A 25037-nucleotide genomic window follows, 5' to 3' on the forward strand; every position below is an offset into this window, starting at 1 on the left:
ACCATGCAGTGTATTGATGGTGAGCCGTTCAATGGCTGGAGAATATTCTCCGCTAAGGCGGGCTGCTGGGCATTTAAGGGGAAGGATAGAATCTACCTGGTGGAATGGACAGACTATTATGTCGAAGGCGAGAACAACAGTCTCAAAACAGTCCTAATCAACGGCAAACCCGCGAGAAGACTCAAAAATGAACTTTTTGTAGTATCTTTCGGAAATTTCGTTGGTCTTTCCGAGCTCGTTCTCCTGTTTGAGGATGGCAAAAAGACAAAAGTCCCCGTTGAGGTTCTTTCGCCCAAGGTTTTGGAGATTTATCCAGAACTTTTCTCATCCTTTGAAGGCCATCGGGTTGAGAGGCTCTCACGCCTCCAGAACGCTTTTGTAGAGGCATTAACTGGCGAAATTCTTCGGTATTCGAGTACCATCCCCTTCCACTTAGAGTCTCCCACTGGGTTCTCGACCCTGGAAAGCGATGAGCCCATCAACGAACTCTTTGCCTACCACTACCTCCGTTCGAAGGGTGAACGAATCATCGGGGCCTTTGAAACAGTGATGCACCGCATGAAGAAGGAGCTGGTTGTGGAGGAGGAATTGTTGAGGCCCGACGAGGTCGATGAGGTAACGCTTGAAACACTCCTATCCCTTGTTCAGCACCCCGAATATCTCGCCCCCGCGGGAGAGGGTGTTTTGATAGCAGGGCACCTTAACGGCTACACCCCAACGAAGGTTCTGGGCTTCCGGAGGTACGAGAGCGCCGATACACCGGAAAACCGCTTTGTCAAGTATTTTCTCAACCTGCTTATTGAGTGGGGCGAGCGTGTCATTGAGGTCTTTAGAGATAAGGCTGAAGTCGGTTCCCTTGAGGAACTCCTCAGGGAGCTTGAGTTTATCGGGAGCGATGGACTCTGGGACGAAATCGGCGAGATGACGCTTTTTCCGTACACTTCACAGACGCTTTTGAAGGGTGACGGCTACCGCGACCTGCTTGAGCTTTACAGGGAGTTCACCACCTACGTTCCGTTCTTCGAGGAACTGCAGAGGGCGATAGACAACAAAGACGTTGCCAAGCTGTACGAATACTGGGCGTTCTTCAGGCTGGTTGATGAGCTTGGGGCAATTCTCGGAAGGAAAGAGCTCAAAATCAACATTACTCCGGCGGGCGAGCTCTCTGAAAGCGGAGACGTTTACGCCCAATTCGACAACGGCTGGCGGCTCTACTACAACAAGCGGCTGACTCCAAGAAGGTGGAGCTACTCGGTGACGTTGAGGCCCGATTTTTCACTGTTTAGCGGCAAGCCTTCAAGGAAAGGGACGAGGCTGATTGGGGTTTTTGACGCCAAGTTCAAGCTTGACGTGGTGGACGAGAGAGCGGAGATCGAAAACTTTGACGAACTTGATGAGACAATTGAGAAATCCAGAAAATACGAAACGTGGGCAAAGCTTGAGGATGTTTATAAGATGCATACTTACAGGGACGCGCTCGGGTGCAGGTTCGCGGTGGTTGTCTATCCAGGGAGGAAGAGTGTGTTTTTTGATGTTAATAAGGGCAAAACCGACGATTTCACACTTACACATGTTTTAACGGGGAATCTGGAGGGTGTTGGTTATTTAAGGCTGATCCCGGGGGTGGAATTGTGAGGGAAGATATCCTGGAAGCTGTCTTAAAGAAAGGGTTGGAGAAATACCACGAGGAATGGAGGAAGAATCAAGAAGCGGTCTTTGAAAACATAGGAAAGTTAAGAGACATGGCCAAGAAAGATTATGTTACAGCGGAGGATGTGAGATCAGTTCATGATAATGTCACAAAACGGTTAAAGAACCTAACCGGAATTGAAATCCTATGGCTTTGGGGCGGTAAAGACGCGAAAATCGAGGAGTTCCTTAACAGACAGGAATTTAAAACCCTTCTTTCAAAAGCGGAGAGAATCAAAGATGTGTCCGAGGCTGAAGAACTTCAGGAACTTCTCATGAAAGTTACGCAAGGAAAACACACCAAACTCTCAACTGTCAGCTCCTGGCTTTGTGTAATGAATTCCAAGGTATTTTATCCAATGCATACACAAACTCTCCCCAAACAACTTAGGGAGAAGATTGGAATAGAAATAATATGGGGAGGAAAAACAAACGAAAAGAGCATACAAGAATACTTAGCTTTTCTGAAAACCCTTGAAAGAATTAACAAAAAGCTGGGAATCGAGAATATGGTTGAAGCAGCGTTTTATTTAAGCAGATTCTCTAAAGGGAAACTGGAGAGTCATGAAACTAATCAACCAAACTATTATTTGGAAATAACAAAACCTCCTGGAAAACCCTACCTGGAAAATCACGTCGGCAGATTCCTTTGGTCTCCAGCAGATGAAAGGTACTTGGATGGCCGTGAAGGAAAGATAGGGCTATTGAACACTGGTGACATCATAGTTCATGATGTTAATGGAAAGATAGTAGGATACTCCAAAGTCGCAGAAAAGCCCAAAGTAGTTTCGAGGGATGAAATTATCAAAATATTTACCGATGAAGGGATTTGGAACCCAGAATACTCAAAGTTTGCTGAAGGCTGGTTTAGGAAATCACCGGATGATAAGTTCTATCTGGTAAAGCTCAGGGACTTCCAAAAGCTACCCGAGAAAATAGGGTATACTAAACTCAAGCATCTTCCGCACCCTACAAGTATCCAAGGAGTTTATCTAAAAGAAATTGATTCAAAGGTTCTAGAAGAGCTGGGTGTCGTGTCTAGCAAAAATAAAGATATCCCGTCTCAGGGGCTTACACTACGTGACTACCTTGCCTCCAAGGGCTACCTCTATCAAGAACACCTCGTCTCCCAGTTCTACACCGCCCTCAAAACCAAAGGTTTCGTCATCCTCTCCGGTCTTACAGGAACAGGGAAGACAAAGATAGTTCAAGAGCTTGCAAAGCTTCTTGATTCAAGTGGGGAAAATTTTCTCTTCCTTTCCGTCCGCCCAGATTGGAGGGATTCAAAGGCTCTCCTCGGCTATTACAACCCCCTAACTGGCAAGTACCACCGGACAAAGCTCCTCGACTTCATCCTCAAAGCCAGAAAGGACTACGAGCGTAATGGAAGAAATTCAGCGCCCTACTTCCTCCTTCTCGACGAGATGAATTTAGCTCACGTTGAGTACTACTTCGCCGACTTCCTCAGCGTCCTTGAGAGCGGAAGGGATGAGGACGGGTTCACAAGGGAGGGTATTAAGCTCCACGACGTTGATGAGGTTGAAACCTTCGATGGAATTCCCAAAGAGCTCCACCTTCCGCCCAACCTTTACATCATCGGGACGGTAAACATGGACGAGACTACCTATTCCTTCAGCCCCAAGGTTCTCGACAGGGCCTTCACAGTGGAGTTCCACGATGTCGAGCTTGAGGTATACCCCTCGGGGAGTGGGGAAAGTAGACTGCCCAACGAAGCCGTTGACACTCTAAGGGACTCAATATTGAGAGATCTCAGCGGCAAGAACGGCCAGTTCCTCGCGCGTTCGAAAGGGGAGATAAACGAAGCGGTTAAAGAGCTGAAGGACGCTAAAAGTGGGGAGTACTGGAGGATTCTCATTGAACTGAACAAAGCCCTCGAGCCCTACGACATGCACTTCGGCTACCGCGTTGTTGATGATATTGCACTGTTTGTCCAGCGCGCCAGGGAAAGTTGGGAAAACGGAATCGTTGAATTTGAGAGTGACGACGAAATCTTCGACCTTGCACTTCTTATGAAGGTTCTTCCCAAGTTCCACGGGAACAGAAAGAAGCTCGAAGAACCACTAAAGGCCGTTTTGGGGCTGTGTCTCTTGGAGAACGCAGGACTTGACGTCCGGGAGCTCAGGAGAGGGAACGTCCTGGAACTCCTCAGAAACTGGGAAACCCAAAGGGAGAACTTCCGCTTCAGACACACGGCTAAAAAAGTCCTCCGCATGCTCCGCCAGCTCTACGAGATAGGCTTCGCGAGCTTCAGCTGACCCCCTATTTTTCGAAACCCTTATAACTTACCCCTGGGTAAGTTACTTACGGTGGGGTAAGTTGCTGTTTGACCTCCAACCAAAGACGAAGAGAGAAGATTTATACGACAGGGAAAAGGAGCTTTCGGAGTTCAAGGAAGCCTTAGATCTGGGAGAGAGGCTCGTCCTCCTCCTGGGCATACGACGTCTTGGAAAGAGCTCCCTCCTAAACGTGGCCCTCTCAGAAGCAAGCTATCCTTACGCCAAAATAGACGTTCGCTCCATGTACTTCACCCGTGGCTCCATTCCGCAGGAAATCCTCGCGAAAAGAATCCTGAGTTCGCTCATCGAATCCCTTCCCCCAAGTGGAAAACTCAGGCTCGGCATGACGGAGGCACTTTCATCAATCCGGGGAATCCGTCTTTCGGGAGTTCACGTGGAGTTCGAGAAGAAGCCAGACCTCGCCGAAATTCTGGAAAAGATAGACTCCTGGGCGGGAAGTGAAGGGAGACGGGTCATCATAGGGTTTGACGAAGCCCAGTACCTTCGCCTCTCAGGCATACAGTACGATGGGCTGATAGCTTACGCCGTTGATAACCTTCCAAACCTAACCTTCGTTCTAACGGGCTCGGAGGTTGGAATGCTCCACGACTTCCTCGGCCTTGATAATCCCAAGAAACCGCTTTTCGGCAGGTACGCCAGGGAAATAACACTGGAGAGATTCAGCCGGGAACAGAGCATTGGGTTCCTGGAAACGGGTTTCAAAGAGCTTGGAATCGATATAAGTCCTTCAGAGCTCGAACGAGCAGTTGATAAACTCGACGGAATCGTGGGCTGGCTGAGCATGTACGGCTACCTCAGGGGAATCCAAAAGCTCCCGGAAAGGGATGCCTTGAATGAGCTGTTCCACAGGGCACAGGCTCTGGTATTGGATGAACTTTCCTCCCTGCTTTCACATAGCAAGCGGTACGGGTTCATACTTAAGGCCGTTGCAATGGGCAACGAAAGGTGGAGCGATATAAAGGAGTACCTGGAATTCAAAGCGGGCAAGATAAACGACTCAAAGTTTTCCAGTCTCCTAAAGAACCTGGTGAAGTACGGCTACTTGGATAAAAGCGCCAATGGGTATGTAATTCCCGACCCGGTTGTTGAGGAGGTCATTAAGGGCCTCCAACTTACCCCCGGGTAAGTTCCTTACCCAGGGGCAAGCCAATGTCCCAACCGGGATGTTCCAGGAATGCAGAAGACGTAAGGAACCCTACTATCAATCAGAGTGTCCCAAAATGGACCCGAAATGAGGGGGAGTAAAAGATTCCAAGAGGCAGGAGGTTTCACCACTCCTCCTCTTCCTCGATAAGGCCGTACTTCTCCAGCTCACGGAGGAGCTTTCTGACGGCTTCCCAGGCGTCGTGCTCGCTCTTTGCACCGGAGCAGACTATCTTTCCGGAGGAGAAGAGCAGTATTACCGCCCTCGGCTCCTTAACGCGGTAGATGACGCCGGGGAACTGCTCCGGCTCGTACTCACAGTTGGGAAGGCTCAATGCAACTGCATCGAGGTTGAACTCCATGCCTATGTCGCCGCTGAAGACCATGTTCTGAATGTCTATCTGCGGGGCGCGGCCGAACTTGGCGCCTATCTTCTTGAGCATCTGGATGAGCTTGTTGACGGCGCGCTCTATATCCTCAACGCTTTTAGCCCCGGTGACGACGAGCTTGCCGGAACTGAATATCAGAAGAGCAACCTTGGGCTCCTCGAAGCGGCAGATTATGCCGGGGAACTCCTCGGGGTTGTACTTGGAGTTGGGGCAGATTTCAATGACCTTCTCAAGGTTGAGCTGGGTGAATAAGTCCACAGAAGCAACAATATTCTCAATCCTGAGCTTTACATTGCTCATGTCTACCAAGGCTTACACCTCCGGATGGTGGGTTTAAAAACCCTTTATAAATGAGGCGAGTTGAGTTTTTAAAGGTTTAGGTCACGATGGCCAGGGGGCGGAGAATGCACACAAGTGTTCAGGCAGGGGTTGAAAATTTCTTAAGTGCAGGTAACTAAAAATCAAGAAGGCTTAAAAGGTGTTGGGCAGAGCTGGGGGTGGTGAGACCATGAGAAACACGATGGTTTTAGTAAGGACCGACAACTTTCAGAAGGCCAGCATCGCTCTGGCTGACCTGGTGCGCTACGGAGGAATGCAGATACGCGGCGACCCGAGGATAATTCCCCCCGCCCTCTCCGACTGGGCCTTTGAGAAGATAAGCGGCGAGAAGCCGAGAAGGCGCTTCAGGGCCCACGTGATCGCCCAGATAGACCTCGCGCCGGCGAAGGCAATAGGCAGGCTTATGGAAATACATCCACCCGCGCACGTTCTTGTGATTCCCCCCGATACCGAAGTCTGGGAAGAGATAATGCGGCTCTGGAGAACTTTTGAGAAGCTTAAAGGCTTCCACCCGCCGAAGAGGACCAGGGCAGAGGAACTGAGGAAGAAGAGGGAGAGGGAAGAGGAGGAGTGGGAGTTCGAGGAGTTTTAAGGAAGAACATTTAGTCCTTCTTTCTCTCCCGCGTTTTTAAGGTCGTTATCCAGCGTTCCAAGGTTGCTGACCTCAAAGACAATGCACGTTGCTAGTATTATTGCGTCGTTTGAAAGTAGGTTGTGCCTTCGCATGAGCTCATAGGACAACTCAAGAACCTCATCGTCGGTGGGGAGTACATGGAACTGCTCGATAAAATCTTTTGGTTCCTCAGGCAGTACGACGTTGTTGATTTTACCCTGTTTCTTAACTGTAAACGGCGATACTCCAGTCTTAAGGGCAATGTAATGAAAGATAAACTCGCTGAACACGATGTCGTTAATAACTGGAATCAGGTCGGACTTAAGAAGTTCTTCAAAGAGGGAAATTGCAAGGGGATTGCCCTTTAAGCCCTCGATCAGAACGGAAGAAAATGAACTCACTGGAGGTACCATTCCCCTTCATTTATATCCCCCTCAAATCTGCCGAGGTACTTGGAGAGCACAGCCTTTCTCAATCCTTTACCCATCTCGCGCTCGATTAAAATCCTTATCTTTCGCTCGATGAGACGCTCCATGCCGGGGGAACCCTCACGACTATTTCTCCCACTCTGGCCACCTGATTAAAATATGTCAACAAGAGAATTTAAGTTTTTGTCAGTCTCCGGTGGAGATAGTGAACACACCCTTCAGGGCCCCTCCAAATTTCTCGTCTGCTTTGGACACGTTTCCATTTTTCAGACATTCCATGTTGTAAGCGATTACAAAGAGCTTTCTTCCATCGAAAAACTCAAAATCCAAAGGTCCGTCCGAGAGTCCCTGATTATAAGTTGAGCTGGAGGGAACTATAATAACCGCTGGCGGTTTTGAGTCTCTCTCGCATTGATTATCAGGATGCCATCCCCAAATTCTTGAATAAACGTAGAGCTGACGAACGATATCTGGCTTAATTTCGATCTTTGTTTTTCCATTCTTATCAGTCTCGACAAGTTTCGTGTATTTAGCATCCAATATTACGGACCAATCCTCCAGATGAAGAATGTAGTCCGGATACTGGTTCTTAAGAGAAACTTCTGGGGGCTTACTATTAAACAGCTTCCTTCTGTTTTCGGAATCTTTGTTGGTTGTGAGTTTATATCCGCGCTCTTCTGCATACCAGGATAAAACCCTCACAATGTACAGCTCAAACAGTCTGTTCATATCGACGAAAAAGCCAGTAACTTCCCGTCTTCTCCCTTCGCCGCTTGCAGGCATGAACAAAAGTTTGGCCAGCTCAAAGGGCTTCCTGAACCTTTCGTTTAGCCTTGTGAAATGAACGCGCTCAAAATGTTCCCTCGTAGGATGGATTAAGGTAACTCCCTCAAAGGCAAGCATCAAATTTCCAAGCAGCTTTTTGTTGATGCTCCACGTTGTTGTCCCCATGGCTTTCCTGATGGAGAAGTGGAATACCCTGTTGAGAAGGTTGTCCTCGATGAGCTCATGAACTTCAACGCTGAAAGTGTTCAACTGGTGTGGGAGCTTTCGTATCTGTCTGCTCAACAGGAGTTTTCCTCTAAGGAAATCCTCGTTGCTTTGAAGTTCAACATACTCCCTGTGATAACCCCTCTGAACTTCCTCCCAGAGACTTTTGGCAAAGAGATATATGAAAACCTCGTGGAGGCTTGGTCGAAGCTTCCTCCCATAAAGGTAGGCCAAATTGTAATCCCTGATTTTTAAGCCATATGCTCTGTCAAGCATTCGTATAAAGGCCAGCAAAGATTTCCATGTCTCCTCCCGTGTTTGTTCGCCCTCCTTTGGCTCAAAAACCTTTGGAAGAATCTGGATGAAAACGTTGCCGATGGCGGCAAAGCCAACGTAGTGGCGTGCTTTAATTTTGTTGGCATAGACCTCCACGACGCCTTTGCTCTCGTCAATCTCATTCTCGCTATCCAAGTTGTCCTCGGATTTGTCAATTCGTTTGAAGTCCTTTCTAAACTGGAGATTCAGCTTAATGAGGGCATCCTGGATGGTCTTTTTGTCTCCGCTGATATCTTTGTATCTCATTGTCCCATGTTCGTAGAGCGTTATTGTGATAGGACCAGGCATATGAATTCAACTCCATCAATCTGATGGCTGACTGCTTTCTGTTGAGTTCTCAGCCTCTCTCATAGCTTGGTTGTTATCTGAAGAGTTCTCTCTGTCCATTACTCTCTTTAGTGCATTGACAAAATCATTCCCTTCAAGGACTTTCAGCTGATATGCCTTCTCCCCATTTGGTCCAGTGACATTATCAAGCTTTTCAAAGAACACGTTCCCAGAATCTCTGCCTCCTTCATTCAGAACCCACTTTATTGTCTCCCAGTCGTTGTAGAAGTACTCCATGAGGAGCGGGAGCACTTCGTAGTACCAGACTCGCTTGAGATCCTCAACGGTCTCTACGTTCAGGAAGTAGCTGTGGCCTATCCGGTGGTCGCGGTCTTTGACCGCAGTAATACGGTCGTTGGTGGCTTTCAACAGTTCGGCGAGATTGATACCTTCAATAGTCCTTAGTTTCTCAGGGTCTGGCTCGACTTCAATGAAGGCGAACCTTCTCCTCAGGGCAACGTCGAGTAAAGCGATGCTCCTGTCGGCGGTGTTCATCGTGCCGATGATGTAAAGGTTCGGCGGAACCGCAAAGGGTTCACCCGAGTATGGTAACCTAACGATAAGCTGGTTGTCACCGCCGAGGCGCTTGTCCTTTTCGAGGAGGGTTATCAGTTCGCCAAGAATTTTGCTGATGTTTCCGCGGTTAATCTCGTCGACGATGAGGTAGAATTTAGGTGCGTTGGAGAAGTCAATGACTTTTTTAGACCTGATATGCTCGACGACACGTTTTTTGATTCCCTCATAGTTATCCTCTGCGTTGAGTACTCCACGTAGCGCCTGATAGACCGCAAAATAATATGAACCCGAGCCAGTATCCCCAATGATGGAGGTTACCTCAGGAATAGTCCGCACTTCCCCATGCTCCCAAAGAAGCCGGAGGTTTTTCGTTGAAATATAGTGTTCGTTGTTTCCATTTTCAGGCTTTATGAACAGACCGCCCTCTGTAAACCTGACAACCCTGAATTCATTACCAGTCTTCGTTTTGAGAGAACTTCCCCCAGGGTAAGTCTCCTTGAAAAGATGCCACGCATTTTCGAAATCTCGAACAATTGCACTCCATATAGCTTTGATTGCCATCTTCTTGAATATTCCATCCTCGACTTCATACCTGATATTCCCTCCCTTGTCAGTCTTCGGCCTGAACCCTTCAATGAACTCCTCGTAGCTGTAGGACTGGTGGAAGGTTATTAACTCCCAGCGGTTTCCGGGCTTGTTTTCGCCAGTTTTTTCAACGACATAGTTGCGGGCTATGTACGTTTTGCCCGTTCCAGGTGGACCGTAGAGGATTACCTGACCTTTTTTGGGGAGGAGTTCATCAAGCTGTCGCGTTATCTTTCCATTAACATTCCCATTGTTTTCCATACAACATTCCTCCCGGCATTTTGAAAGGTAAAACCCCGCCTCAAGGGCGTATTTTATGCCAAGCCCCTCCTTGACCGAGTTTATACCTTTAATCAGCCACACCGCTTTATCTATCTCCCAATTTCCACCAACGATAGGGCTGCTATCTCCAAACAGGACTTTCCTCACTTTTTCTCCGATAACATGTTTCCCTATCGGGATAAATACCTCAGGATTAGCCAGTGCGAGATACGTGAAAATCCCCGAAAGCCCAATGCCTCGGTATCTAGTTCTGATTTCTGTGATGTCGTTTTTAAGTTCGAGAAAATCAACGGTCTCCAAGGCATGGTACCTAGAAAGTAATGCCATGACACTTTTGTTTTTGAGAACCTTCTGTAACTGAGGAATATCGAAAAATCTCCCAGTTCCTATTTTAGAGTTAATTTTTCTGACAGTCATGGCTATCTCATCGGGATCGAACCTTCCTGACTCAATTCTTTCTTTAACTTCCTTGATCCGGTGGAGTATCTCCCCCTCTTTGCGCTGCCATTCATCCCGGTGTTTCTCTTTCAAACAATGAAGCAAAGTATTAAGCTTTTCTTCCATAGACATGATGGTCACCCCCCGTTGCAATTAACCAGGCTTTCTCAAGCTTTCCCCTGATGCGTTTCCAATACATGAGCCTCTCCTCCGTAACTCGTTCGGGATTGACGAGAAAGCTACCATCACTTGTCTGGGATATTAGCTTATCCTCTATTAGCTCTCTAAGAGTGAATTCAAGGGGTCTATTCGGCTTAATGATGTTGACATAAATCTCGTCATCAACAATTAAAAGGGCGTTCAAAAGTGCCCTAATGTCCTCCTTGGAAACCCCTTTTTCCTTTCCGCCGTAGTGCTGGATGTAGTATATCACGTTGAGGAGGAGAAACTCCCTCCTCCCTGCCCTAAGCCAGTCCTCCCAGTGCTCGGGGTGTCTCTCGGGATGTAATACCGCATCTTTCATGTAATCCAGCATTTCTTCAACGCGTTTGTCATCACCACTCATCGCGCTCACCCAAGACCTTCTCGGGAGGGTTTAGAGAGACCCACAAATCCCCGTATTCATCCAAAACGCTGAGCTGGTCCATTATTGTGCTGTCCTTGAGCGGGACAACCACGAGGCCAATGTTGTACCTTTGAAGGACTTCCTTTGAAAGCTTCCTCAGCTCTTCAACGTCTCTTCTGCTACCAATTGTTATTTCCTTGTAAAGGTTACCAAAAATCTTCTCTGCTTTTCTCCTGAGCTCCTTGTCCCCGACCACGTAGATTCCGATCATGACGAGGGCATCTTCGAGCATGTGCTCTATGCTTGAAATCCAGACAACGTTCTCATCCTCTATCTCAGGGTAGAGCGGCCTCAGCTCCCAGGAGGGAGCGTCGTTTTCATAGAGGATTAACACATAGCCAGGGTTCGGAAGTCCGTATCCCCACCCCGGACGGCTGCCCACAATGATGAACGCAGTGGCGCCCATAACATCACCCCACCAGACTTGAGATAAAATCGTCTATTATCTCCCCGGCGTATTCCTTCCCTTCGATCTTCTCAAGCCACTCCTCCGGGATGGCATCGATCCCGTAATAAGTCCCGGCCAAGCCGCCGGTAACGGCCCCGGTAGTGTCAGCATCTTCCCCAAGGGAAACAACCTTCCTTATCGCATCGGCAAAGTCCTCACTCCTCAGGAAAGCCCAGAGGCTCGCCTCAAGGGTGTGCACGACGTAACCACTGCCCCTGATCCCGCTCCTCTCAACCTCGTGAATCCTCCCGCTTAATACCCTCTCGTAATGAGCGAGCTCTCCGGCAAAGGGCTCCGCTGAGTAGAACTCCCTCGCCGTCGCTATTGCATCACGGTAGGCTTCAAGCCCCTCCATTCCGTCAAGAATGTTCCACACGATCAAGGAGTAAATACCGCAGCCAACGAGCGCCCTGGGGTGAGCGTGGGTAATCATTGAAACCTCGTGAATGAGTTTAAGCTTCTCCTCCAGGGAGTTGAGCTTGAAGTAGGCGTAATACGCCGCGGGGAGGATTCTCATCAATGAGCCGTTGCCGTTGTCCCGTTCTCCCCTGCCGCCGGCCTCAAGCGGCGGAACTCCATTGGCTATACGCTCTATCGCCCTCGATGTCGTGTTCCCCTCATCAAATGCGTAACCCCTCGGCGTGAACTCACCGTCATAGTACCAGCGGAGGAAGTTCTCCGCAATCCTATCAACGCTGTAGCCTTCCATCAGCGCGTGGGCCGTCGCTAATGTTAAAGACGAGTCGTCGCTCCAGAGGCCGTCAAGCATTGGAATTTCCTCGGGTTTTGGATAGTCCAGCTCCATCGCAAGTCTGCTGGTGAACTGGAAGGTCAAGCCAAAGGCATCTCCAACGAGGACTCCCCAGAGGCCGCCTTCAAGCTTTGAGCGCATCTTCACCACCCCTTGAATTCGACATCATCAAAATCCCTGCTCTCTATCTTTTCCCCACCCGGCTCATGCACCCACTCCCAGAGGATCGCTCTGCCAAACTTTGTATTCACGTCAACCGGTATGTAGCCGGCGTTTACCTCTATACGGTTAATCCTCTCGAAGGTCTCCTCATCAACAGTGTAAACCTCAACCTTTAGCTCGCCATTGCCCTTAACTGCGTAGGGGAGAACATCAACGTAAAGGTCGTAGCCCTCAATCCTGTCTTCACCAAGGAATTTACTTTCCCTTAAATAGCCGTGCAACGGTTTGCCCTTCCTCAACGTGCCGTAAACTGCTATCCTCATCCTCACGCCTCCGCCATACACGTCAGTTAAAACCCCCAGCTTTCCCCGTTCTTTAAAACAACGGTCTTTTCACTCCAATTCTCCCTGAACCATTCGGGGTTTTCCGTGTGAACTGGAATAACGTAGTCCGGGTCAATTTCTTCAATCACTTTTCTCAGCTCTTCTCTGGAGATGTGTCCGGAGGCATGAAGTCCCTTCTCAAAGACAGGTTTTCCATGCTCGTCCACGCCGAAGCCGTGAACCTCAAAGCCGAAATACCTCAACCAGTTCCACAGGCGGAGAAAGCTGAACGCCTGCTCCTCACCGAAGGCCTCGCTGGAGGAGTAGATGTAAGTCCCTTCGCTGGGCATTATGTCAAGCAGGTGAGGCATGTCGTAGAACGAGAAGCACAGCATGTAGTTCTCCCCGTTCTTTTTTAATTCCTCTGGGGACACCCCGCTATCTGGATAGGAACGGAACACCCACTCCTCCCACTTTTCGGGCCTGACCTTGGAGCTTTGATATATTCGAACTTCATTTATGGGCGTTTCAATGCCGGCTATCTGAAGGGCGTGGAGGAAATAAGCGTCCTTCGGCGTTACCACGAGCTCCCTTCCAGTTCTCCGGGCTATCCTCCAGAAACTCTCAAGCCTCTCAAAGTTCCTGGCGGAGAAATCGGCTATGATAAGACCCTTTGCGGTTTCAGCTATTCCAAGGGCATTCTTGTAAACCTCGTCTTCGGATACGTTCTCGTCCTCTTCCCTGCCAACCCTGGTGCCTTCAGTTATGAGCACGCTCACGTTTTTGGCCTCCCTGACAAACTTCCGGGTCAGGTGTTTGTTTTTCCCGTGGAGCCTGAAGTCGCCGGTGTACGCAACCGAAACATCGCCCTCGATTATGTAGGCTGTGGCCCCGTAGATTGAGTGGTCAACGGGGAAAGATTTCACCTCAAACCCAAGGTCAGCGTCTCCAAGAACTTCAATGCTTTCGGGACGAATGGACTTCACCTTGCCCGGGTTCTTTGCAAGCTCAACGTTTGCCCTCCAGCTCAGGAAGTCCACAACGGCATCGGATACCTTCCCAGTCATTATTATGTCCCTGCTCAGGTAGTGTTTGACTGCCCTTGAAGATTCAAGCACGAAGGGGTTCGTGGAACTTGGACTTTTCGGGGAGTAGTACGGCAGTTCCATTCCCATATGGCTCTGCCGCGAGGTGTCGCGGAGGGCCTTTAGAATCACCATTGTAACGGGGGAACCCACCAGTGGGATGCTCTCGTTCAGCATGGCAACGTTGCCAACGTGGTCAAGGTGAGCGTGGCTTATGAGCACCGCATTAACTGGAATCTTGGGACTGCTCCGGACTTCTCCTGCAATATCATCTGGCACAAGGTCGGAGCGGTAGATGTTCAGCCTCGGTATCAGGCCGAGTCTCCACGGGTCATGGATTCCGCGGGATGGTCTTTCACTGATAAACTCTTCGTAATAGAGCGAGTACTTTGCAAAGTTCATGCCAAAGTCAAGGAACAGGCCGCTTTCGCCGTTGGAGATATGAATCTTAGAACCGCCGATGGTATCGGCCCCATCATAGACGGTAATTGTAAAGCCCATGAATAACCCTCCAGAGGTGTAACAAACAATAGTTAGAAGAACTCAATAAAAACGTTTTGGAAAGATACAAAAACAAAACAGATTAGAACACCAACAGACCTTCACTTCTTCTTCCTCTTTCTTACCCTTATGTTCGCTATGTCCCCAAGCGTCGGTTCGTAGTCCCTGGGTATTGAAGGCTTCTTCTCGATCTCGGTCTCGGCGCGCTCGATGAGGGTTATCTTGAAGTACTTCTCCAGCTTTTTCGCTTCCTTTATCGTCGGCTCGCGGTGGCCGTGGGCGATGGCGCGGAGGTCGTTCATAGAGAGCCCGATCTCATGGGAGAGCTCCTCGTAGCTCTTTCCCGAGCGCTGTATCGCCCTGTAAACCCTCTCGGCGTAATCCTCAACTATCTCCTCTGTGTACAGCGGCCTCTCCGTCCTCGGCTTCGGAGCGGGCCTGGAGGCCGGCCGCGAGTACGTCCTTCTCACCGGCCGCCTTCCGGTGGGCATTATGCTGAAGGTTCCGGGCTTCTTTCCGCCGTATTTCTCATAACAGCGGTCGCAGACGAGAACTTCCGCCCCCTCGATCCTTATCCTGTGACCGGGACCTCTTATCGGCGCCCCACATACCTCACAGTACCTTGGCTTGGCCTTCCCCATCTCAACCACCTTCTTGCTCCACTTAAGGCTGGGAGTCATGCTTTTTAAACCCCACGATGAGCTTATATCGATGGCGAAAGTTAAGATAGAGCGGCTCCCCAAGCTTGATCAGGAAACGCTGGAAAGGCTCATCGAGATATACATGAGGGGTTACGAGGGCATGCGGGAGTACGGCGGCGAGGGGGAGAGCTACGCGAAGCGCTACCTCCGATGGTGCTGGAACAAGGCTAAGGACGGCTTTTTCATTGCAAAGGTCGGCGACGAGATAGCGGGCTTCATAGTCTGCGACGCGGACTGGTACAGCAAGTACGAGGGGAGAACCGTCGGAGCTATTCACGAGTTCGTGCTCGACAAGAAGTTTCAGGGACACGGCATAGGACATAAGCTTATGGAGAGGTGCCTGGAGTACCTCGCGGAACGCACCGACAGGGTGGAGCTATGGGTCGGGGAGAAAAACGAGGGTGCCATCAGATTCTACGAGAACTACGGATTTAAGAAAGTCGGTCAGAGCGGAATATGGGTGCGAATGGTGAAAGACCTGAAGAGAAAAGAGGGAAACGCTTCCGAATGAAGTGTGGAGGGGTGTGGATGCCCTGCATAAGCCCCCCAAGTCCCGAGAAGGTGGTGAAGTTGAAAGAGGAGAGCTTCATACGTGAAGGTAAAGGCAAGCTGAAGGTCGTCATAGAGAGCGAGGGCGAAACCCTGGAAACGACCGTTAAAGGCTCCCTGAAGAGCATTGAGGAAATAGCCGAGATGCTGGGCGTCGAGGTGCAGAACGGGAGAATAAAGACGGTCGTCGATGGGGTGAAGATCAACGCCGAGCGCGGAAAGCTGGAGATGGAGTTCGAGAACGGGGACAGGATGAGGATCGAGAGGGCTTGACTTAACCCGTTGAGATGAGGATTATCCCGACGCCCGTGAGAATTATGGCATAGAGGAGCCTCCTCGTGAGGGGTTCATTCAGGAAAAGCACGGCCAGAAGCGCCGCGAGTATTGGGCTCGACTCGGCCGCTGGAGTGGCGACGCTTGAGCCCGCCTCTTTTATCGCCGTCGTAAAGAAGCAGTGGCCCAGGAATGTCCCCAGGAACGCAACGAGGAAGACCGTCCCCCAGTTCCTGGGCCGCATCCCCCTGACGTCCGGCAGTATCTTCGGCACGAAGATAAGGGCACCGAGGGCGCCGAAGCTTATCCTGAGGCCGGCTATGACGAGGGGGTTGTTGCCCGTGACGAGCCAGTCGGTCATGACGATCGCGGCCGCCCAGAGAACCTGCGCGCCGGCACTGAAGAGAACTCCCCTGGGGTCGAGCCTCCCCTCCCTCGACTCGCCCATGAGTATCGTCACCGCAAGGATTATCAGAAAGGCCCCCACACCGATTCGGAGGGTCAAGGGCCTTCCAAGGAAGATGTGAGCCAGGAGCATCGTGAGTATAGGATACGGCGTCACGAGGAGGGCCGCCCTGGAGACGCCGAGTATCTTGATGGACTCGAAAAAGAGCCAGTCCCCAAGAGTGAAGCCGATCAGGGCCGAGATAACGAGGATCAAAAAACCCCGGGTTCCGAGGGGTGGAAGGCCATAGATAGCCAGAACCACGAAGTACAGAAGGGCACCCATGAAGAGCCTCAGAACGTTGAGGGAGAGCGAGCTGATGCCCCTCATGGAGACCCTGGCGAGCAGCGAGCTAACAGCCCACAGGAGGGCCGCGGAGAGTGCAAAGATTACGCCAAGGATGATGCTCATGGTGGGAGATGGGACATCGGGGCTAATAAGGGTAACGATTGAAAAAGAAGCAGAAAAAAGACCTCACCTCATAACGGGCCTGAACTTGTAGCCGTAGAGGATTATTCCGTCCTCCTCGAACTCCCTTATCTTCTTGGTGACGACCTCGACCTCCATTCCGAAGTCTATCTCCTCCGGGTCAACGTCGGTGAGCTGAGCCAGAACCACCGGCCCCTCCTCAAGCTCAACCAGAGCCAGCGGGAAGGGCTTGTAATACTCGAAGCCGCTCGGCGGGTTCCTGACTATCGTCCAGCTGATGACCTTCCCCCTTCCGCTCAGCTCGATTTCCTCGACGTTCCTTGAGCCGCAGACAGGGCAGACAGGCCTCTTAGGGAAGTGGACGTGACCGTTCTCGCACTTTCCACCTATGAGCCTGTACTTCTCACGGAAGTGCCTCCAGTAGCGGGAAACCTGCATCGGGCGCGCCATTTCAGACCCTCCTAAAGACGTTGACCGTTATGTTCGAACCGGTTCCACCTATGTTCTGGGTGAGGCCGATCTCTGCATCCGGCACCTGGCTCGGCGCCTCGCCGCGGAGCTGGAGCACCGCCTCAACCGTCTGGTAAACGCCGGTGGCTCCGACCGGATGACCGCGAGCCTTGAGGCCTCCCATGGTCTGTATCGGGTAGTCTGCGTCAATCGCTATCTGTCCCTCCTTTGCCAGCTTGGCCCCTTCTCCCTTCTTGGCGGCGCCGAGGGCTTCGAGGCTTAAAGCGGCCATGACTGTGAACGCGTCGTGAACCTCGAAGAAGTCGATGTCCTTGGCCTCAACACCGGCCATCTTATAAGCTCTCTCGGCAGCGACCTTTGCCGCCTTGAGGGTGAGTAAATCCTCCCTGCTGGCGAGGCTTATGGTGTCTATGGCGCGCCCCATTCCAGCCACTTCAACCCACTTCTCCTTCGGAACGCCGAGCTCCTTGGCTTTCTCGGGCGTGGTGATTATCACCGATGCCGCACCATCGCATACCGGCGAGGCATCGAAGAGCTTGAGCGGGTCGGCCACGTAGGGGCTCTTGAGGACGGTCTCAACCTTAATCGGGCGCTTGAACATCGCATAGGGGTTCTTGGCACCGTTGGCGTGAGCATTTACCGCGAACAAAGCTAAGTCCTCCTCGGTGTAACCGTAGGTCTTCATGTAGTAGCGCATCACGAGCGCGTTTAAGGCAACAAAGCTCGCCCCATGGAAGAGCTCCCACTCGGCGTCGGCCGCGTAGGCGAGGTATCTGGTGGCGTCGCTCGGCCAGGCGTCGGTCATCTTCTCGACTCCAACTACCGCAACCACATCCTCCAGCCCGCTGAGTACGGCCTTGACTCCTTCCTGCACAGCCGCACCACCGCTGGCACAGGCTGCCTCGATTTTAACGGCTGGAATGTTTCCAAGCCCGGCCCAGTCGGCTATGAGCGCACCGAGGTTCTCCTGCTCCACGAAGGGACCGGAAACCATGTTTCCGGCGTAGAGCGAATTCACCCTGTCTATTCCAGCGTCGTCCATCGCGCTGAGGAGAGCCTCAACGGCCAAATCCCTAAGGCTAAGCTTCCAGTGCTCGCCAACCGGGGTCATACCGGCACCTATTATGACTGCCTTCCTCATCTCGACCACCTCACACTATGTACTTTCTCCTCGCCTTCGCGTAGAGGGCGTAGTCGATGTACCTCTTCCTGTTCACGTAGTCCATGGTCTTCGGAGCCAGCTCGCGCTTCTCCTCTATTGCATCTTGAACGACAACGCTGAAGGCGTCGCTTCCAGCGCCGGAACCGAAGGAAACCCACAGAATCCTGTCGCCGGGCTTGGCTATGTCGAGAACGGCAGAAACTCCGACCATCGTGGCACCGCTGTAGGTGTTTCCGATGATTCCGGTGAGCAGGCCTGGGAGAACCTTCTCCTTCGGAATGCCGAGGATCTTGGCAACGGTGAGCGGGAACTTGACGTTCGGCTGGTGGAAGACCGCGTAGTCGAAGTCGTCCACCGTTAAACCGAGCTCCTCCATAAGGGTGTTGGCCGCGTTGACTATGTGGTGGAAGTAGGCCGGCTCGCCGGTGAACCTGTTACCGTGCCTCGGGTAGTGCTCGTGTTGCCTTCTCCAGAAGTCCGGAGTGTCGGTGACGTAGGAGTAGCTGCCCTCGAAATAAGCGAGAGTCTCGGAGCTCTTTGGCCCGACTATGAATGCCGCTCCTCCGGCTCCTGCCGTGAACTCAAGGTGGTCGCCGGGTCTTCCCTGGGCTGTATCAGCACCAATGGCCATAGCGTAGTCGGCCATCTCCGAGCCGACGAAGCCGATAGCGGTTTGCAGAGCCTCGGTTCCCGCCTTACAGGCGAACTCAAAGTCAGCCGTGCTTACATCGGGAGTGACCCCTATTGCCTCGGCTATGACCGTCCCAGTCGGTTTGACCGCGTAGGGCTTGCTCTCGCTTCCGAACCAGACGGCGCGGATAAGCTTCGGGTCTATCCCTGCCCTCCTGAGGGCGTTTCTCGCGGCTTCGATTCCTATCGTGAGCGCGTCCTCGTCGAGACCGGGAACGGCTTTCTCCTCAATGGGGAAGCTGGAAACCCCCCAGACCCTTCCTATCTCCTCGGCCTTGATTCTATACATTGGAACATAGGCACCGTAGCCGACGATGCCGACTTCGCGCCTCGGCTTCAGGAGCTTTTTCATGGGCATCACCTACAAAAGTTGAACGTAACTTCGGCTAAGGTTCATGGGCGAGTTATAAAAGTCTTTCGGTAAAAGTAAAAGGTTTTTTCGACGATTAGCGATAAAAAAGGACGGAAAACGAAAGACGCCTTTATGGTTTCCTCACGACAAACAGCGCGTGATCCTTCTCGTAGGGTTCGAGCGAAAGCCTCTCGACGACCTCAAAGTAGCTGGCTAACTCTTTCTCGACCTCCCTGAAGACCTGCTCGGGCTCTTTGGTGACGTCGATGCTCCTGCTCTTAACGCTTATCATGGCGTAGCCGCCGCTCTTGAGGTAGATTCTAGCGTTGTCTATGAGTATCTTCGCCTGCGTCGGCTGGGCGACATCTTCGAAGATAACGTCGATCTTCGGCACGAGCGCGCGGTAGCCCTCCGGCTTGGTGGCGTCGCCGAGTATGGGGACGAGGTTCCTGCGTTCCTCCACAAGGGGCACCAGCTCCCTCAGGACGCGCGGGGAAAACTCCACACCGAATACCCTGCCCTCCCAGCCAACGACGTCGCTGACGTGGCTCGCGGTGGTTCCGCTGGCAACGCCGAGGTAGAGAACCTTTGAGCCAGGCTTTATCGGAAAGTTCTTGAGGCCGTTGAGTATGGCCGCGCCGAGCTTGGAGCGGCTGGGGTTCCACACCCTGTACTCCTCACCCTCGAACTTTATCAGCCTCTCGCCGTAGACCTTCTGGCCGGGAACGAGGTTCTTGGTGGCTATTCTCTCGCTACCGTCCTCATCAACGAAGACGTAAACGCCCGGGAACCTGTGCTTCTTAATCTTCATCTACCTCACCTCTTGCCCTTCTTCTTTTTCTTTCCGCTCTTCTCGCCCTTCTTACCCTTTCCGGCCTTTTCCTTTTTCTTGCCGACGAAGCCCTTGCCCCGCTTTTCCTTCCCCTTGAACTTCTTCTTTTTCTTCTTTTCCGGCTTGGCCTTCCTCTTGGGCGGGTTCGGATACTTCTGCTTTATCTCCTGGATGCGCTGCTCTATCTCCTGCTTCAGCTCCTCGGCGATGTATTCACCGGAGAAGTAGTCAACCCTAGCGGCTATGGCGAGCTTTCCTGCCAAAGCCCTCGCGATCTTACCCCTCTGCCACCATGGTGAGCGGTTTATCGCCGGATACTGGAAGATGACTCCGTGCTTTGGAGGTTTGGCACCGCTCCTCAGGTGCCTGAAGAGGGCCTTCTCGGCACCGAGAACCTGTATCGTCGAGGCGGGCATTATGGCGAGCTCCTTGAGACCTCCAGCGAGGCTCATAAGACGGGCGGCGAGCTTGGCACCGACCAAAGCTTTCAGGTTCGGTGCGACCTCGTCCATGGCCGTCTCAAGATAGTCCTCTATCTCCTTCCTGAGCCTGTAGAGGTCGTTTATCTCGCTGGCCAGCTTCATTATGATGTCGCTGTCGAACTTACCGAGCGGAGCACCCATCGAGGTTTCCGCGGCCTTCAGTATCTTCTCCACCTTGGAATCAGGGAAACCAAGGCTCCTGAGCTTCTCCTCGCTGACGTCCTCCCTCGAGCCAACGGTCTTGACGAACGCCACGTACTGCTCGTGCCTCGGGAGTATCTCATCGAGCTCGGGGAAGTGCAGACCGTACCACTCCCTCAGCCTGGAGACGAGGAGGTTAGTAACCTTGTCTATGTCGTCAAGGGCCTCGATGGCCTGGATTATCATCTTGTCCCTGGCACCGCTCTGCTCCTGTATGCGGAGCCTGGTCAGGGCAACGCCGACGCTAAAGTACTCATCAAACCAGTTCTCGCCGAGGAACTCCTCGGGGCTTGAGCGGAGCTTTTCGCCAGCCAGGTTCGGGAACTCGGCGGTGGCGTTGTAGCCAAGCTCCTTGAGCTTCCTGCTAAGCTCCGAGTCCTCAACAACGAACTCGTCGTAGCCCTCTTCACTCAGCTCGTCGAGGAAAGAAACCAGCTCGTCGCTTGGCTCGCCCTTTAAAAGCCTGTCAAGGCTCGCCTCCGGCCTTCCAGAGAAGACCCTCTGATCGATGAGATTACCGCTCTCGTCAAAGGCGTAGATGCCCCTGACGTTCTCCGCTATGTAAGCTTTCATCATCATCACCCTCTCAGTTTTTGTCTCCGAAGTATAAAAGGATTAGGCGTTTTAAATCCTTGCGTGTATTCGTTTTGCATCAACTTCCATGGAGACCCCTGGCACTGACCTCCTCCCCGCCCTAAAGGCCGAGGCTTGTGAAAAGAGAAAAGTCAATGAGCATTGTTAGCCTGAGAGTTTTAAGAACCCCACGTAGGGTGCTGTATAAAATTGTATGTGGTTCGCCATAATATAACTTGGTTTTGACCATGATTTCACTTTTAGTGATAGAAAGGGTTAAATAGTCCAACGGCATATTTTGTAATGCAATCTCCTATTGGAGGTGCAGGTCATGAACTGGAAGGCCCCTGTAGTGTTACTCATTGGACTTTTCTTGTTAGGGGGGGGTCGTGACGGCGGCCCCGGTTGACAAGCCGGGGGCAGTGCCCTTAGCCACAGTTAAAGCACTGGCAGTCAGGGAACTTCACAAGTTCCCGGAATTCAACGGGGCAATCCCAACCAGCCCAACACCCCTATACTTCCCCGACGGCAGGTTGGCAGCTTACGAATTCAGAATGGTCAAGAATGGAAAAACCATTGGTTACATCATAGTATCAGCCAACAGGAATTTGCCACCGGCAATTCTCGAAGCAGGCTTTGGAGAGAAGACTCCAAGCGACCTGATGAAAGAACTCGCGGTGAAGAAAGGCGTTAAGAACTACCGCCTCGCATACTTCAGCGGATTGAACTACGGCATCTTAGCCGGAGACAAGGTTGTGGACATGAAAGGCAAAGAATACAGAAAACCAGAAAAATATGTCTTGCAGACTGGAGCATATGCAAGTTCTTGGGACACTGCTGGACAGTATACGATTCAAGCTGCCACTTTGGTAGATCAGAAGGTGTTATGGAACATACCCAGATGGACAGAAAGTGACCCCTCTGGAGGATCTTGGGCTGGTTATGATTATATTGGGCCTAATGCCGATCCTTGGGACAAATGGGATGGTTGTGCTCCAATTGCAGCATCAATGGTAATTGGCTACTATGAGACTCAGTACCAGACAGACTGGTATAAAGAGGCTGTTATAGACATTTTGCATTACTTAATGGGAACCAGTGCCAGCGGCTGGACTCCCACTTCTAACATAGGGCCAGGAATTGAGAGATTTTATGACAGGGCTCTATATCTGTACAATGAAGGAGTATTATCTGATCCTCCTCATTACAAATATACGACCAGCACAATTGACAATCCCAGCAACTCACTGCTATTCACATATGTACAGCTGGAGATTAAAAGCAAAAGACCACTACTCCTAACAGCTAGTGCAGCGTGGGGCATAGGGTTTGAATGGTCTGGGTCGCTCCATACAACCACAGTAGTTGGCTATAGTGTATACGACAATGGTGAAAAATACTTATACATTCACACAACTTACGATGACCCATACTCAGCATGGGTACTTCTAGATAGCATCGGCAGCGTCAGAACACTTACAATGATTAACCCAGTAAAAGTCTCATGAGGTGATTAGAAGTGGACAAAAATGTAAGGATTATAGTTCTCGTTTTCTCTTTTATTTTGGTTCTCGCGCTGGGTTACTACATATCCGGGAACCAGCTACCAAGTCAGGACTCCAGCGACGGAGTGGACTACTCCACCGTAACCTGCACGCTCGAGACGGAGCCCCAGTTCACCCACGCAAACGCCTGGACCGGCTGGAGTATCAGGGAGCTCTTAGACAACCGCATGGTGGAGTTCACCGACTTCTTAGAGTTCGTCCCAAAAGTATCGCTGAGTGAAGGAAAGAGCAGCGGTTACCTGCACGCGGAGGACTGGCCGGCCGAGATGGAGTTAAGGCCGAAGTGCGTATTGGCTGGAAGTGCAGTCTTCTTCGAGAACAACGACACCGCGAGGGGAATGTACTACCCGGTAGTTGCCGGAAACAGGGGGGCGATAAAAAGGCAAGACATTGAACTACCCGCGGGGAACGTTTACTTCGCCCACTACGCGATACCTGTGAAGAACGCCACCTGGGAGGTAACGGAGAACCTCGCGAACTCGAACGGGACTGACTTCCTGATGAGCGGCGGCATCTCGGAGAGAAGAAGAACAACGCTCACCGGGGCCTGCACCTGCCCCGTTGAAGCGGTAATTGCCCAGCTCGACGAGGCAATAAAGGCGAAGGGATTTGAAGAAGTCGCCCTGGAGGAAAACCCCGCCGAGAACGAGTATTTCAATCCGCTCAGTATCAAACTCTACCGCAGAGGCGACGAATACCTCTACGTGGAATTCGCCAAAGTCAATGGCATGGATCTGGTGAGAGTCCTCATGATAATGGGCGACGAGGAAGTCGTGAAAGCCTACGCGAAAGCCTTCACCGCGGGAAGCGTCGAAGGCTAAAGCCTTCCCTTTTTCACAATCGACAGGGCAGAGTAAAGGAGCAAATAAAGAGACAAGGAGAAAAGCCTCAGTCCTCCCAGGGCTCGGTGTACTTGAGGGCCCAGCCGAACTCCTCCTTGAGTATGTCGATGGCGGCACTCGGCGGGATTATGCCGCGCTCGGTTATGATGACGTCCACGTACTCCGGCGGGGTAACGTCGAACGCTGGATTCCAGACCTCTATGTTCTTCGGCCAGGTCTTGAGCTCCTCCTCCGGAATGACCTCCGTCGGGTCGCGCATCTCTATCTCCACCAGCTGGCCGAGCATCGTCTCTGGGTGGAACTTGTAGGTCTCGGCAGCTATCATCGTCCACACCCTGTGCTCTTTAGCTGTGAGAGCTATCAAAGCCGTTCCAATTTTGTTTATCACCGCGCCGTTCACGGTTATGCTGTCCGCGCCCATGACCACCTTGTCGGTCATCTTCATGTAGTGCCTCGCGGCGCTGTCAACGACGTAGATTACCGGGATGCCGTAGGAAGCAAGCTCCTTGGCGGTGAGCTTGCCCTGCCACTTGGGCCTCGTCTCGGTGACGATGACCTTTATGTCCTTGCCATGCTCCCAGGCGGTCTTCATGACGCTTATAGCTGCCTTGCTGTGGCAGTGGGTCATTATGACGTCCCCGTCCTCTATGCGCTTCGCCCCCATCTCTCCTATCCTCTCGAGGGCCTTCTCGGAGTTGTGAATGAACTCCTTGGCGGCGTTTATGACGATGAACTTGAGCTGTTCAAGGTCCGCCCCACCGGCGTACGCCACTTTCCCGCGGTGCATGACGTAGCGGAGCGCGTTGGGGAGGGAAACAGCTGTTGGCCTCGTCTCATAGAGAAGCTTGGCGGCCTTCTTCATCTCGCTCCAGAAATCGTCAACGTTCGTTGCTTTGCTCTTCTCGGCCTGAAGCTGGAGCGCATAGGCCGCGTATCGCCCTATCTTGCCTGCACCCCTTATCCTCATGTCCCTGATCTCCTGGGCAATCTCGAGCACTTCATTCACCACAGGCATTTTCATCCCCCCTTACTGGTAACCCCATATTATGTCGGGAGGGTTTATAGAGCTTTTTATGTTCATCGGTGAAGATTTTAGTTCCTTGATGTAAGGAAAAATACCTGGAGACTACCCTTTACATTTGTAAACGGGCCTAACGACCATTGCAGAAAGATTTATAACCA

General features: G+C 51.7%; 26 protein-coding genes. 8 read left to right on the forward strand and 18 right to left on the reverse strand.

Annotated features, from left to right (window positions below; translation table 11 throughout):
* Positions 1–3: 3 nt before the first annotated feature.
* The 3 genes from TIRI35C_RS08795 to TIRI35C_RS08805 all read left to right on the forward strand — a co-directional run bounded on the left by TIRI35C_RS08795 (position 4) and on the right by TIRI35C_RS08805 (position 5133).
* Positions 4–1635: a DUF2357 domain-containing protein gene (locus tag TIRI35C_RS08795; protein WP_188202553.1), complete on the forward strand. Its 1632-nt coding sequence runs from the start codon at positions 4–6 to the stop codon at positions 1633–1635.
* On the forward strand, positions 1632–3965 hold the full coding sequence (locus TIRI35C_RS11170; protein ID WP_246454740.1) for an McrB family protein: 2334 nt from the start codon (positions 1632–1634) through the stop codon (positions 3963–3965). The genes TIRI35C_RS08795 and TIRI35C_RS11170 overlap by 4 nt, the downstream gene beginning before the upstream one ends.
* Before the next feature lie 61 nt (positions 3966–4026).
* Positions 4027–5133, forward strand: a complete 1107-nt coding sequence (locus TIRI35C_RS08805; RefSeq protein WP_188202554.1) for an AAA family ATPase — start codon at positions 4027–4029, stop codon at positions 5131–5133.
* A gap of 142 nt (positions 5134–5275) precedes the next feature.
* Here TIRI35C_RS08805 and TIRI35C_RS08810 read toward each other — a convergent pair whose 3' ends face one another.
* A complete protein-coding gene (locus TIRI35C_RS08810; RefSeq protein ID WP_048152114.1) occupies positions 5276–5848 on the reverse strand; it encodes a TATA-box-binding protein in 573 nt (190 codons plus the stop codon).
* A 199-nt stretch (positions 5849–6047) separates the two neighbouring features.
* Between TIRI35C_RS08810 and TIRI35C_RS08815 the strand changes: the two genes are divergently transcribed.
* A complete protein-coding gene (locus tag TIRI35C_RS08815; RefSeq protein WP_188202555.1) occupies positions 6048–6470 on the forward strand; it encodes a DUF356 domain-containing protein in 423 nt (140 codons plus the stop codon).
* On the opposite strand, the gene TIRI35C_RS08820 is transcribed toward TIRI35C_RS08815, so the two are convergent.
* The 10 genes from TIRI35C_RS08820 to TIRI35C_RS08865 form a co-directional block, all read right to left on the reverse strand.
* Entirely contained in the window at positions 6467–6904 is a 438-nt protein-coding gene (locus TIRI35C_RS08820) for a type II toxin-antitoxin system VapC family toxin (RefSeq protein ID WP_188202556.1), read from the reverse strand. The two genes, TIRI35C_RS08815 and TIRI35C_RS08820, sit on opposite strands and share 4 nt — an antisense overlap.
* The gene (locus TIRI35C_RS08825; RefSeq protein ID WP_188203269.1) at positions 6889–7026 is read right to left on the reverse strand and encodes a hypothetical protein; all 138 of its coding nucleotides are present in this window, start codon (positions 7024–7026) and stop codon (positions 6889–6891) included. The genes TIRI35C_RS08820 and TIRI35C_RS08825 overlap by 16 nt, the downstream gene beginning before the upstream one ends.
* A gap of 79 nt (positions 7027–7105) precedes the next feature.
* Positions 7106–8533, reverse strand: a complete 1428-nt coding sequence (locus TIRI35C_RS08830) for an McrC family protein (protein WP_188202557.1) — start codon at positions 8531–8533, stop codon at positions 7106–7108.
* Between the two features lie 15 nt (positions 8534–8548).
* Positions 8549–10525 (reverse strand): McrB family protein, encoded by a 1977-nt coding sequence (locus TIRI35C_RS11175; RefSeq protein WP_188202558.1) that lies wholly within the window; start codon positions 10523–10525, stop codon positions 8549–8551.
* On the reverse strand, positions 10503–10958 hold the full coding sequence (locus tag TIRI35C_RS08840; RefSeq protein ID WP_188202559.1) for a hypothetical protein: 456 nt from the start codon (positions 10956–10958) through the stop codon (positions 10503–10505). Before TIRI35C_RS08840 ends, TIRI35C_RS11175 begins: the two co-directional genes overlap by 23 nt.
* The gene (locus TIRI35C_RS08845; protein ID WP_188202560.1) at positions 10948–11424 is read right to left on the reverse strand and encodes a hypothetical protein; all 477 of its coding nucleotides are present in this window, start codon (positions 11422–11424) and stop codon (positions 10948–10950) included. The genes TIRI35C_RS08840 and TIRI35C_RS08845 overlap by 11 nt, the downstream gene beginning before the upstream one ends.
* Positions 11425–11428: 4 nt before the next feature.
* A complete protein-coding gene (locus tag TIRI35C_RS08850; RefSeq protein WP_188203168.1) occupies positions 11429–12358 on the reverse strand; it encodes an ADP-ribosylglycohydrolase family protein in 930 nt (309 codons plus the stop codon).
* Positions 12359–12360: 2 nt separating this feature from the next.
* Entirely contained in the window at positions 12361–12702 is a 342-nt protein-coding gene (locus TIRI35C_RS08855; RefSeq protein WP_188202561.1) for a gamma-glutamylcyclotransferase family protein, read from the reverse strand.
* A gap of 26 nt (positions 12703–12728) precedes the next feature.
* The gene (locus TIRI35C_RS08860) at positions 12729–14288 is read right to left on the reverse strand and encodes an MBL fold metallo-hydrolase (RefSeq protein WP_188202562.1); all 1560 of its coding nucleotides are present in this window, start codon (positions 14286–14288) and stop codon (positions 12729–12731) included.
* Between the two features lie 101 nt (positions 14289–14389).
* Positions 14390–14929, reverse strand: coding sequence for a multiprotein bridging factor aMBF1 (locus TIRI35C_RS08865; RefSeq protein WP_188203169.1), 540 nt, complete (start codon positions 14927–14929; stop codon positions 14390–14392).
* A 70-nt stretch (positions 14930–14999) separates the two neighbouring features.
* Here TIRI35C_RS08865 and TIRI35C_RS08870 point away from each other — a divergent pair, with 70 nt between their 5' ends.
* Positions 15000–15500 (forward strand): GNAT family N-acetyltransferase, encoded by a 501-nt coding sequence (locus TIRI35C_RS08870; protein ID WP_188202563.1) that lies wholly within the window; start codon positions 15000–15002, stop codon positions 15498–15500.
* 53 nt (positions 15501–15553) lie between these two features.
* Complete coding sequence (locus TIRI35C_RS08875) at positions 15554–15811, forward strand: hypothetical protein (protein ID WP_343044043.1); 258 nt, start codon at positions 15554–15556, stop codon at positions 15809–15811.
* Position 15812: 1 nt separating this feature from the next.
* Here TIRI35C_RS08875 and TIRI35C_RS08880 read toward each other — a convergent pair whose 3' ends face one another.
* From TIRI35C_RS08880 to TIRI35C_RS08905, 6 genes are all read right to left on the reverse strand, one after another.
* On the reverse strand, positions 15813–16667 hold the full coding sequence (locus TIRI35C_RS08880) for a DMT family transporter (protein WP_188202565.1): 855 nt from the start codon (positions 16665–16667) through the stop codon (positions 15813–15815).
* Positions 16668–16730: 63 nt separating this feature from the next.
* Positions 16731–17135, reverse strand: coding sequence for a Zn-ribbon domain-containing OB-fold protein (locus tag TIRI35C_RS08885; RefSeq protein WP_188202566.1), 405 nt, complete (start codon positions 17133–17135; stop codon positions 16731–16733).
* A 1-nt stretch (position 17136) separates the two neighbouring features.
* Positions 17137–18297 (reverse strand): thiolase domain-containing protein, encoded by a 1161-nt coding sequence (locus TIRI35C_RS08890; protein ID WP_188202567.1) that lies wholly within the window; start codon positions 18295–18297, stop codon positions 17137–17139.
* Between the two features lie 10 nt (positions 18298–18307).
* Positions 18308–19360 carry a hydroxymethylglutaryl-CoA synthase gene (locus tag TIRI35C_RS08895; RefSeq protein WP_188203170.1) on the reverse strand — a complete coding sequence of 351 codons (1053 nt, stop codon included), beginning with the start codon at positions 19358–19360 and terminating at the stop codon, positions 18308–18310.
* A gap of 130 nt (positions 19361–19490) precedes the next feature.
* Positions 19491–20171, reverse strand: coding sequence for a fibrillarin-like rRNA/tRNA 2'-O-methyltransferase (locus TIRI35C_RS08900; RefSeq protein WP_188202568.1), 681 nt, complete (start codon positions 20169–20171; stop codon positions 19491–19493).
* A gap of 5 nt (positions 20172–20176) precedes the next feature.
* Positions 20177–21448 carry a C/D box methylation guide ribonucleoprotein complex aNOP56 subunit gene (locus TIRI35C_RS08905; RefSeq protein ID WP_188203171.1) on the reverse strand — a complete coding sequence of 424 codons (1272 nt, stop codon included), beginning with the start codon at positions 21446–21448 and terminating at the stop codon, positions 20177–20179.
* 389 nt (positions 21449–21837) lie between these two features.
* On the opposite strand from TIRI35C_RS08905, the gene TIRI35C_RS08910 reads away from it, so the two are divergent.
* Both TIRI35C_RS08910 and TIRI35C_RS08915 read left to right on the forward strand, forming a co-directional pair.
* Complete coding sequence (locus TIRI35C_RS08910; protein ID WP_188202569.1) at positions 21838–22956, forward strand: cysteine peptidase family C39 domain-containing protein; 1119 nt, start codon at positions 21838–21840, stop codon at positions 22954–22956.
* Between the two features lie 11 nt (positions 22957–22967).
* Positions 22968–23834, forward strand: coding sequence for a hypothetical protein (locus tag TIRI35C_RS08915; protein WP_188202570.1), 867 nt, complete (start codon positions 22968–22970; stop codon positions 23832–23834).
* 67 nt (positions 23835–23901) lie between these two features.
* On the opposite strand, the gene TIRI35C_RS08920 is transcribed toward TIRI35C_RS08915, so the two are convergent.
* Positions 23902–24870, reverse strand: a complete 969-nt coding sequence (locus TIRI35C_RS08920) for a ribose 1,5-bisphosphate isomerase (RefSeq protein WP_188203172.1) — start codon at positions 24868–24870, stop codon at positions 23902–23904.
* Positions 24871–25037: the final 167 nt, after the last annotated feature.

Source organism: Thermococcus camini, assembly GCF_904067545.1.
GTDB lineage: Archaea > Methanobacteriota_B > Thermococci > Thermococcales > Thermococcaceae > Thermococcus > Thermococcus camini.

Excerpts from the sequence above, each read along its gene's own strand:
- TIRI35C_RS08795 (WP_188202553.1), top strand. The coding sequence starts at position 4 with ATGCAGTGTATTGATGGTGAGCCGTTCAATGGCTGGAGAATATTCTCC.
- TIRI35C_RS08815 (WP_188202555.1), top strand. The coding sequence starts at position 6,048 with ATGAGAAACACGATGGTTTTAGTAAGGACCGACAACTTTCAGAAGGCC.
- TIRI35C_RS08820 (WP_188202556.1), bottom strand. The coding sequence starts at position 6,904 with ATGGTACCTCCAGTGAGTTCATTTTCTTCCGTTCTGATCGAGGGCTTA.
- TIRI35C_RS08825 (WP_188203269.1), bottom strand. The coding sequence starts at position 7,026 with ATGGAGCGTCTCATCGAGCGAAAGATAAGGATTTTAATCGAGCGCGAG.
- TIRI35C_RS08830 (WP_188202557.1), bottom strand. The coding sequence starts at position 8,533 with ATGCCTGGTCCTATCACAATAACGCTCTACGAACATGGGACAATGAGA.
- TIRI35C_RS11175 (WP_188202558.1), bottom strand. The coding sequence starts at position 10,525 with ATGTCTATGGAAGAAAAGCTTAATACTTTGCTTCATTGTTTGAAAGAG.
- TIRI35C_RS08840 (WP_188202559.1), bottom strand. The coding sequence starts at position 10,958 with ATGAGTGGTGATGACAAACGCGTTGAAGAAATGCTGGATTACATGAAA.
- TIRI35C_RS08845 (WP_188202560.1), bottom strand. The coding sequence starts at position 11,424 with ATGGGCGCCACTGCGTTCATCATTGTGGGCAGCCGTCCGGGGTGGGGA.
- TIRI35C_RS08850 (WP_188203168.1), bottom strand. The coding sequence starts at position 12,358 with ATGCGCTCAAAGCTTGAAGGCGGCCTCTGGGGAGTCCTCGTTGGAGAT.
- TIRI35C_RS08855 (WP_188202561.1), bottom strand. The coding sequence starts at position 12,702 with ATGAGGATAGCAGTTTACGGCACGTTGAGGAAGGGCAAACCGTTGCAC.
- TIRI35C_RS08860 (WP_188202562.1), bottom strand. The coding sequence starts at position 14,288 with ATGGGCTTTACAATTACCGTCTATGATGGGGCCGATACCATCGGCGGT.
- TIRI35C_RS08865 (WP_188203169.1), bottom strand. The coding sequence starts at position 14,929 with ATGGGGAAGGCCAAGCCAAGGTACTGTGAGGTATGTGGGGCGCCGATA.
- TIRI35C_RS08870 (WP_188202563.1), top strand. The coding sequence starts at position 15,000 with ATGGCGAAAGTTAAGATAGAGCGGCTCCCCAAGCTTGATCAGGAAACG.
- TIRI35C_RS08880 (WP_188202565.1), bottom strand. The coding sequence starts at position 16,667 with ATGAGCATCATCCTTGGCGTAATCTTTGCACTCTCCGCGGCCCTCCTG.
- TIRI35C_RS08885 (WP_188202566.1), bottom strand. The coding sequence starts at position 17,135 with ATGGCGCGCCCGATGCAGGTTTCCCGCTACTGGAGGCACTTCCGTGAG.
- TIRI35C_RS08890 (WP_188202567.1), bottom strand. The coding sequence starts at position 18,297 with ATGAGGAAGGCAGTCATAATAGGTGCCGGTATGACCCCGGTTGGCGAG.
- TIRI35C_RS08895 (WP_188203170.1), bottom strand. The coding sequence starts at position 19,360 with ATGAAAAAGCTCCTGAAGCCGAGGCGCGAAGTCGGCATCGTCGGCTAC.
- TIRI35C_RS08900 (WP_188202568.1), bottom strand. The coding sequence starts at position 20,171 with ATGAAGATTAAGAAGCACAGGTTCCCGGGCGTTTACGTCTTCGTTGAT.
- TIRI35C_RS08905 (WP_188203171.1), bottom strand. The coding sequence starts at position 21,448 with ATGAAAGCTTACATAGCGGAGAACGTCAGGGGCATCTACGCCTTTGAC.
- TIRI35C_RS08920 (WP_188203172.1), bottom strand. The coding sequence starts at position 24,870 with ATGCCTGTGGTGAATGAAGTGCTCGAGATTGCCCAGGAGATCAGGGAC.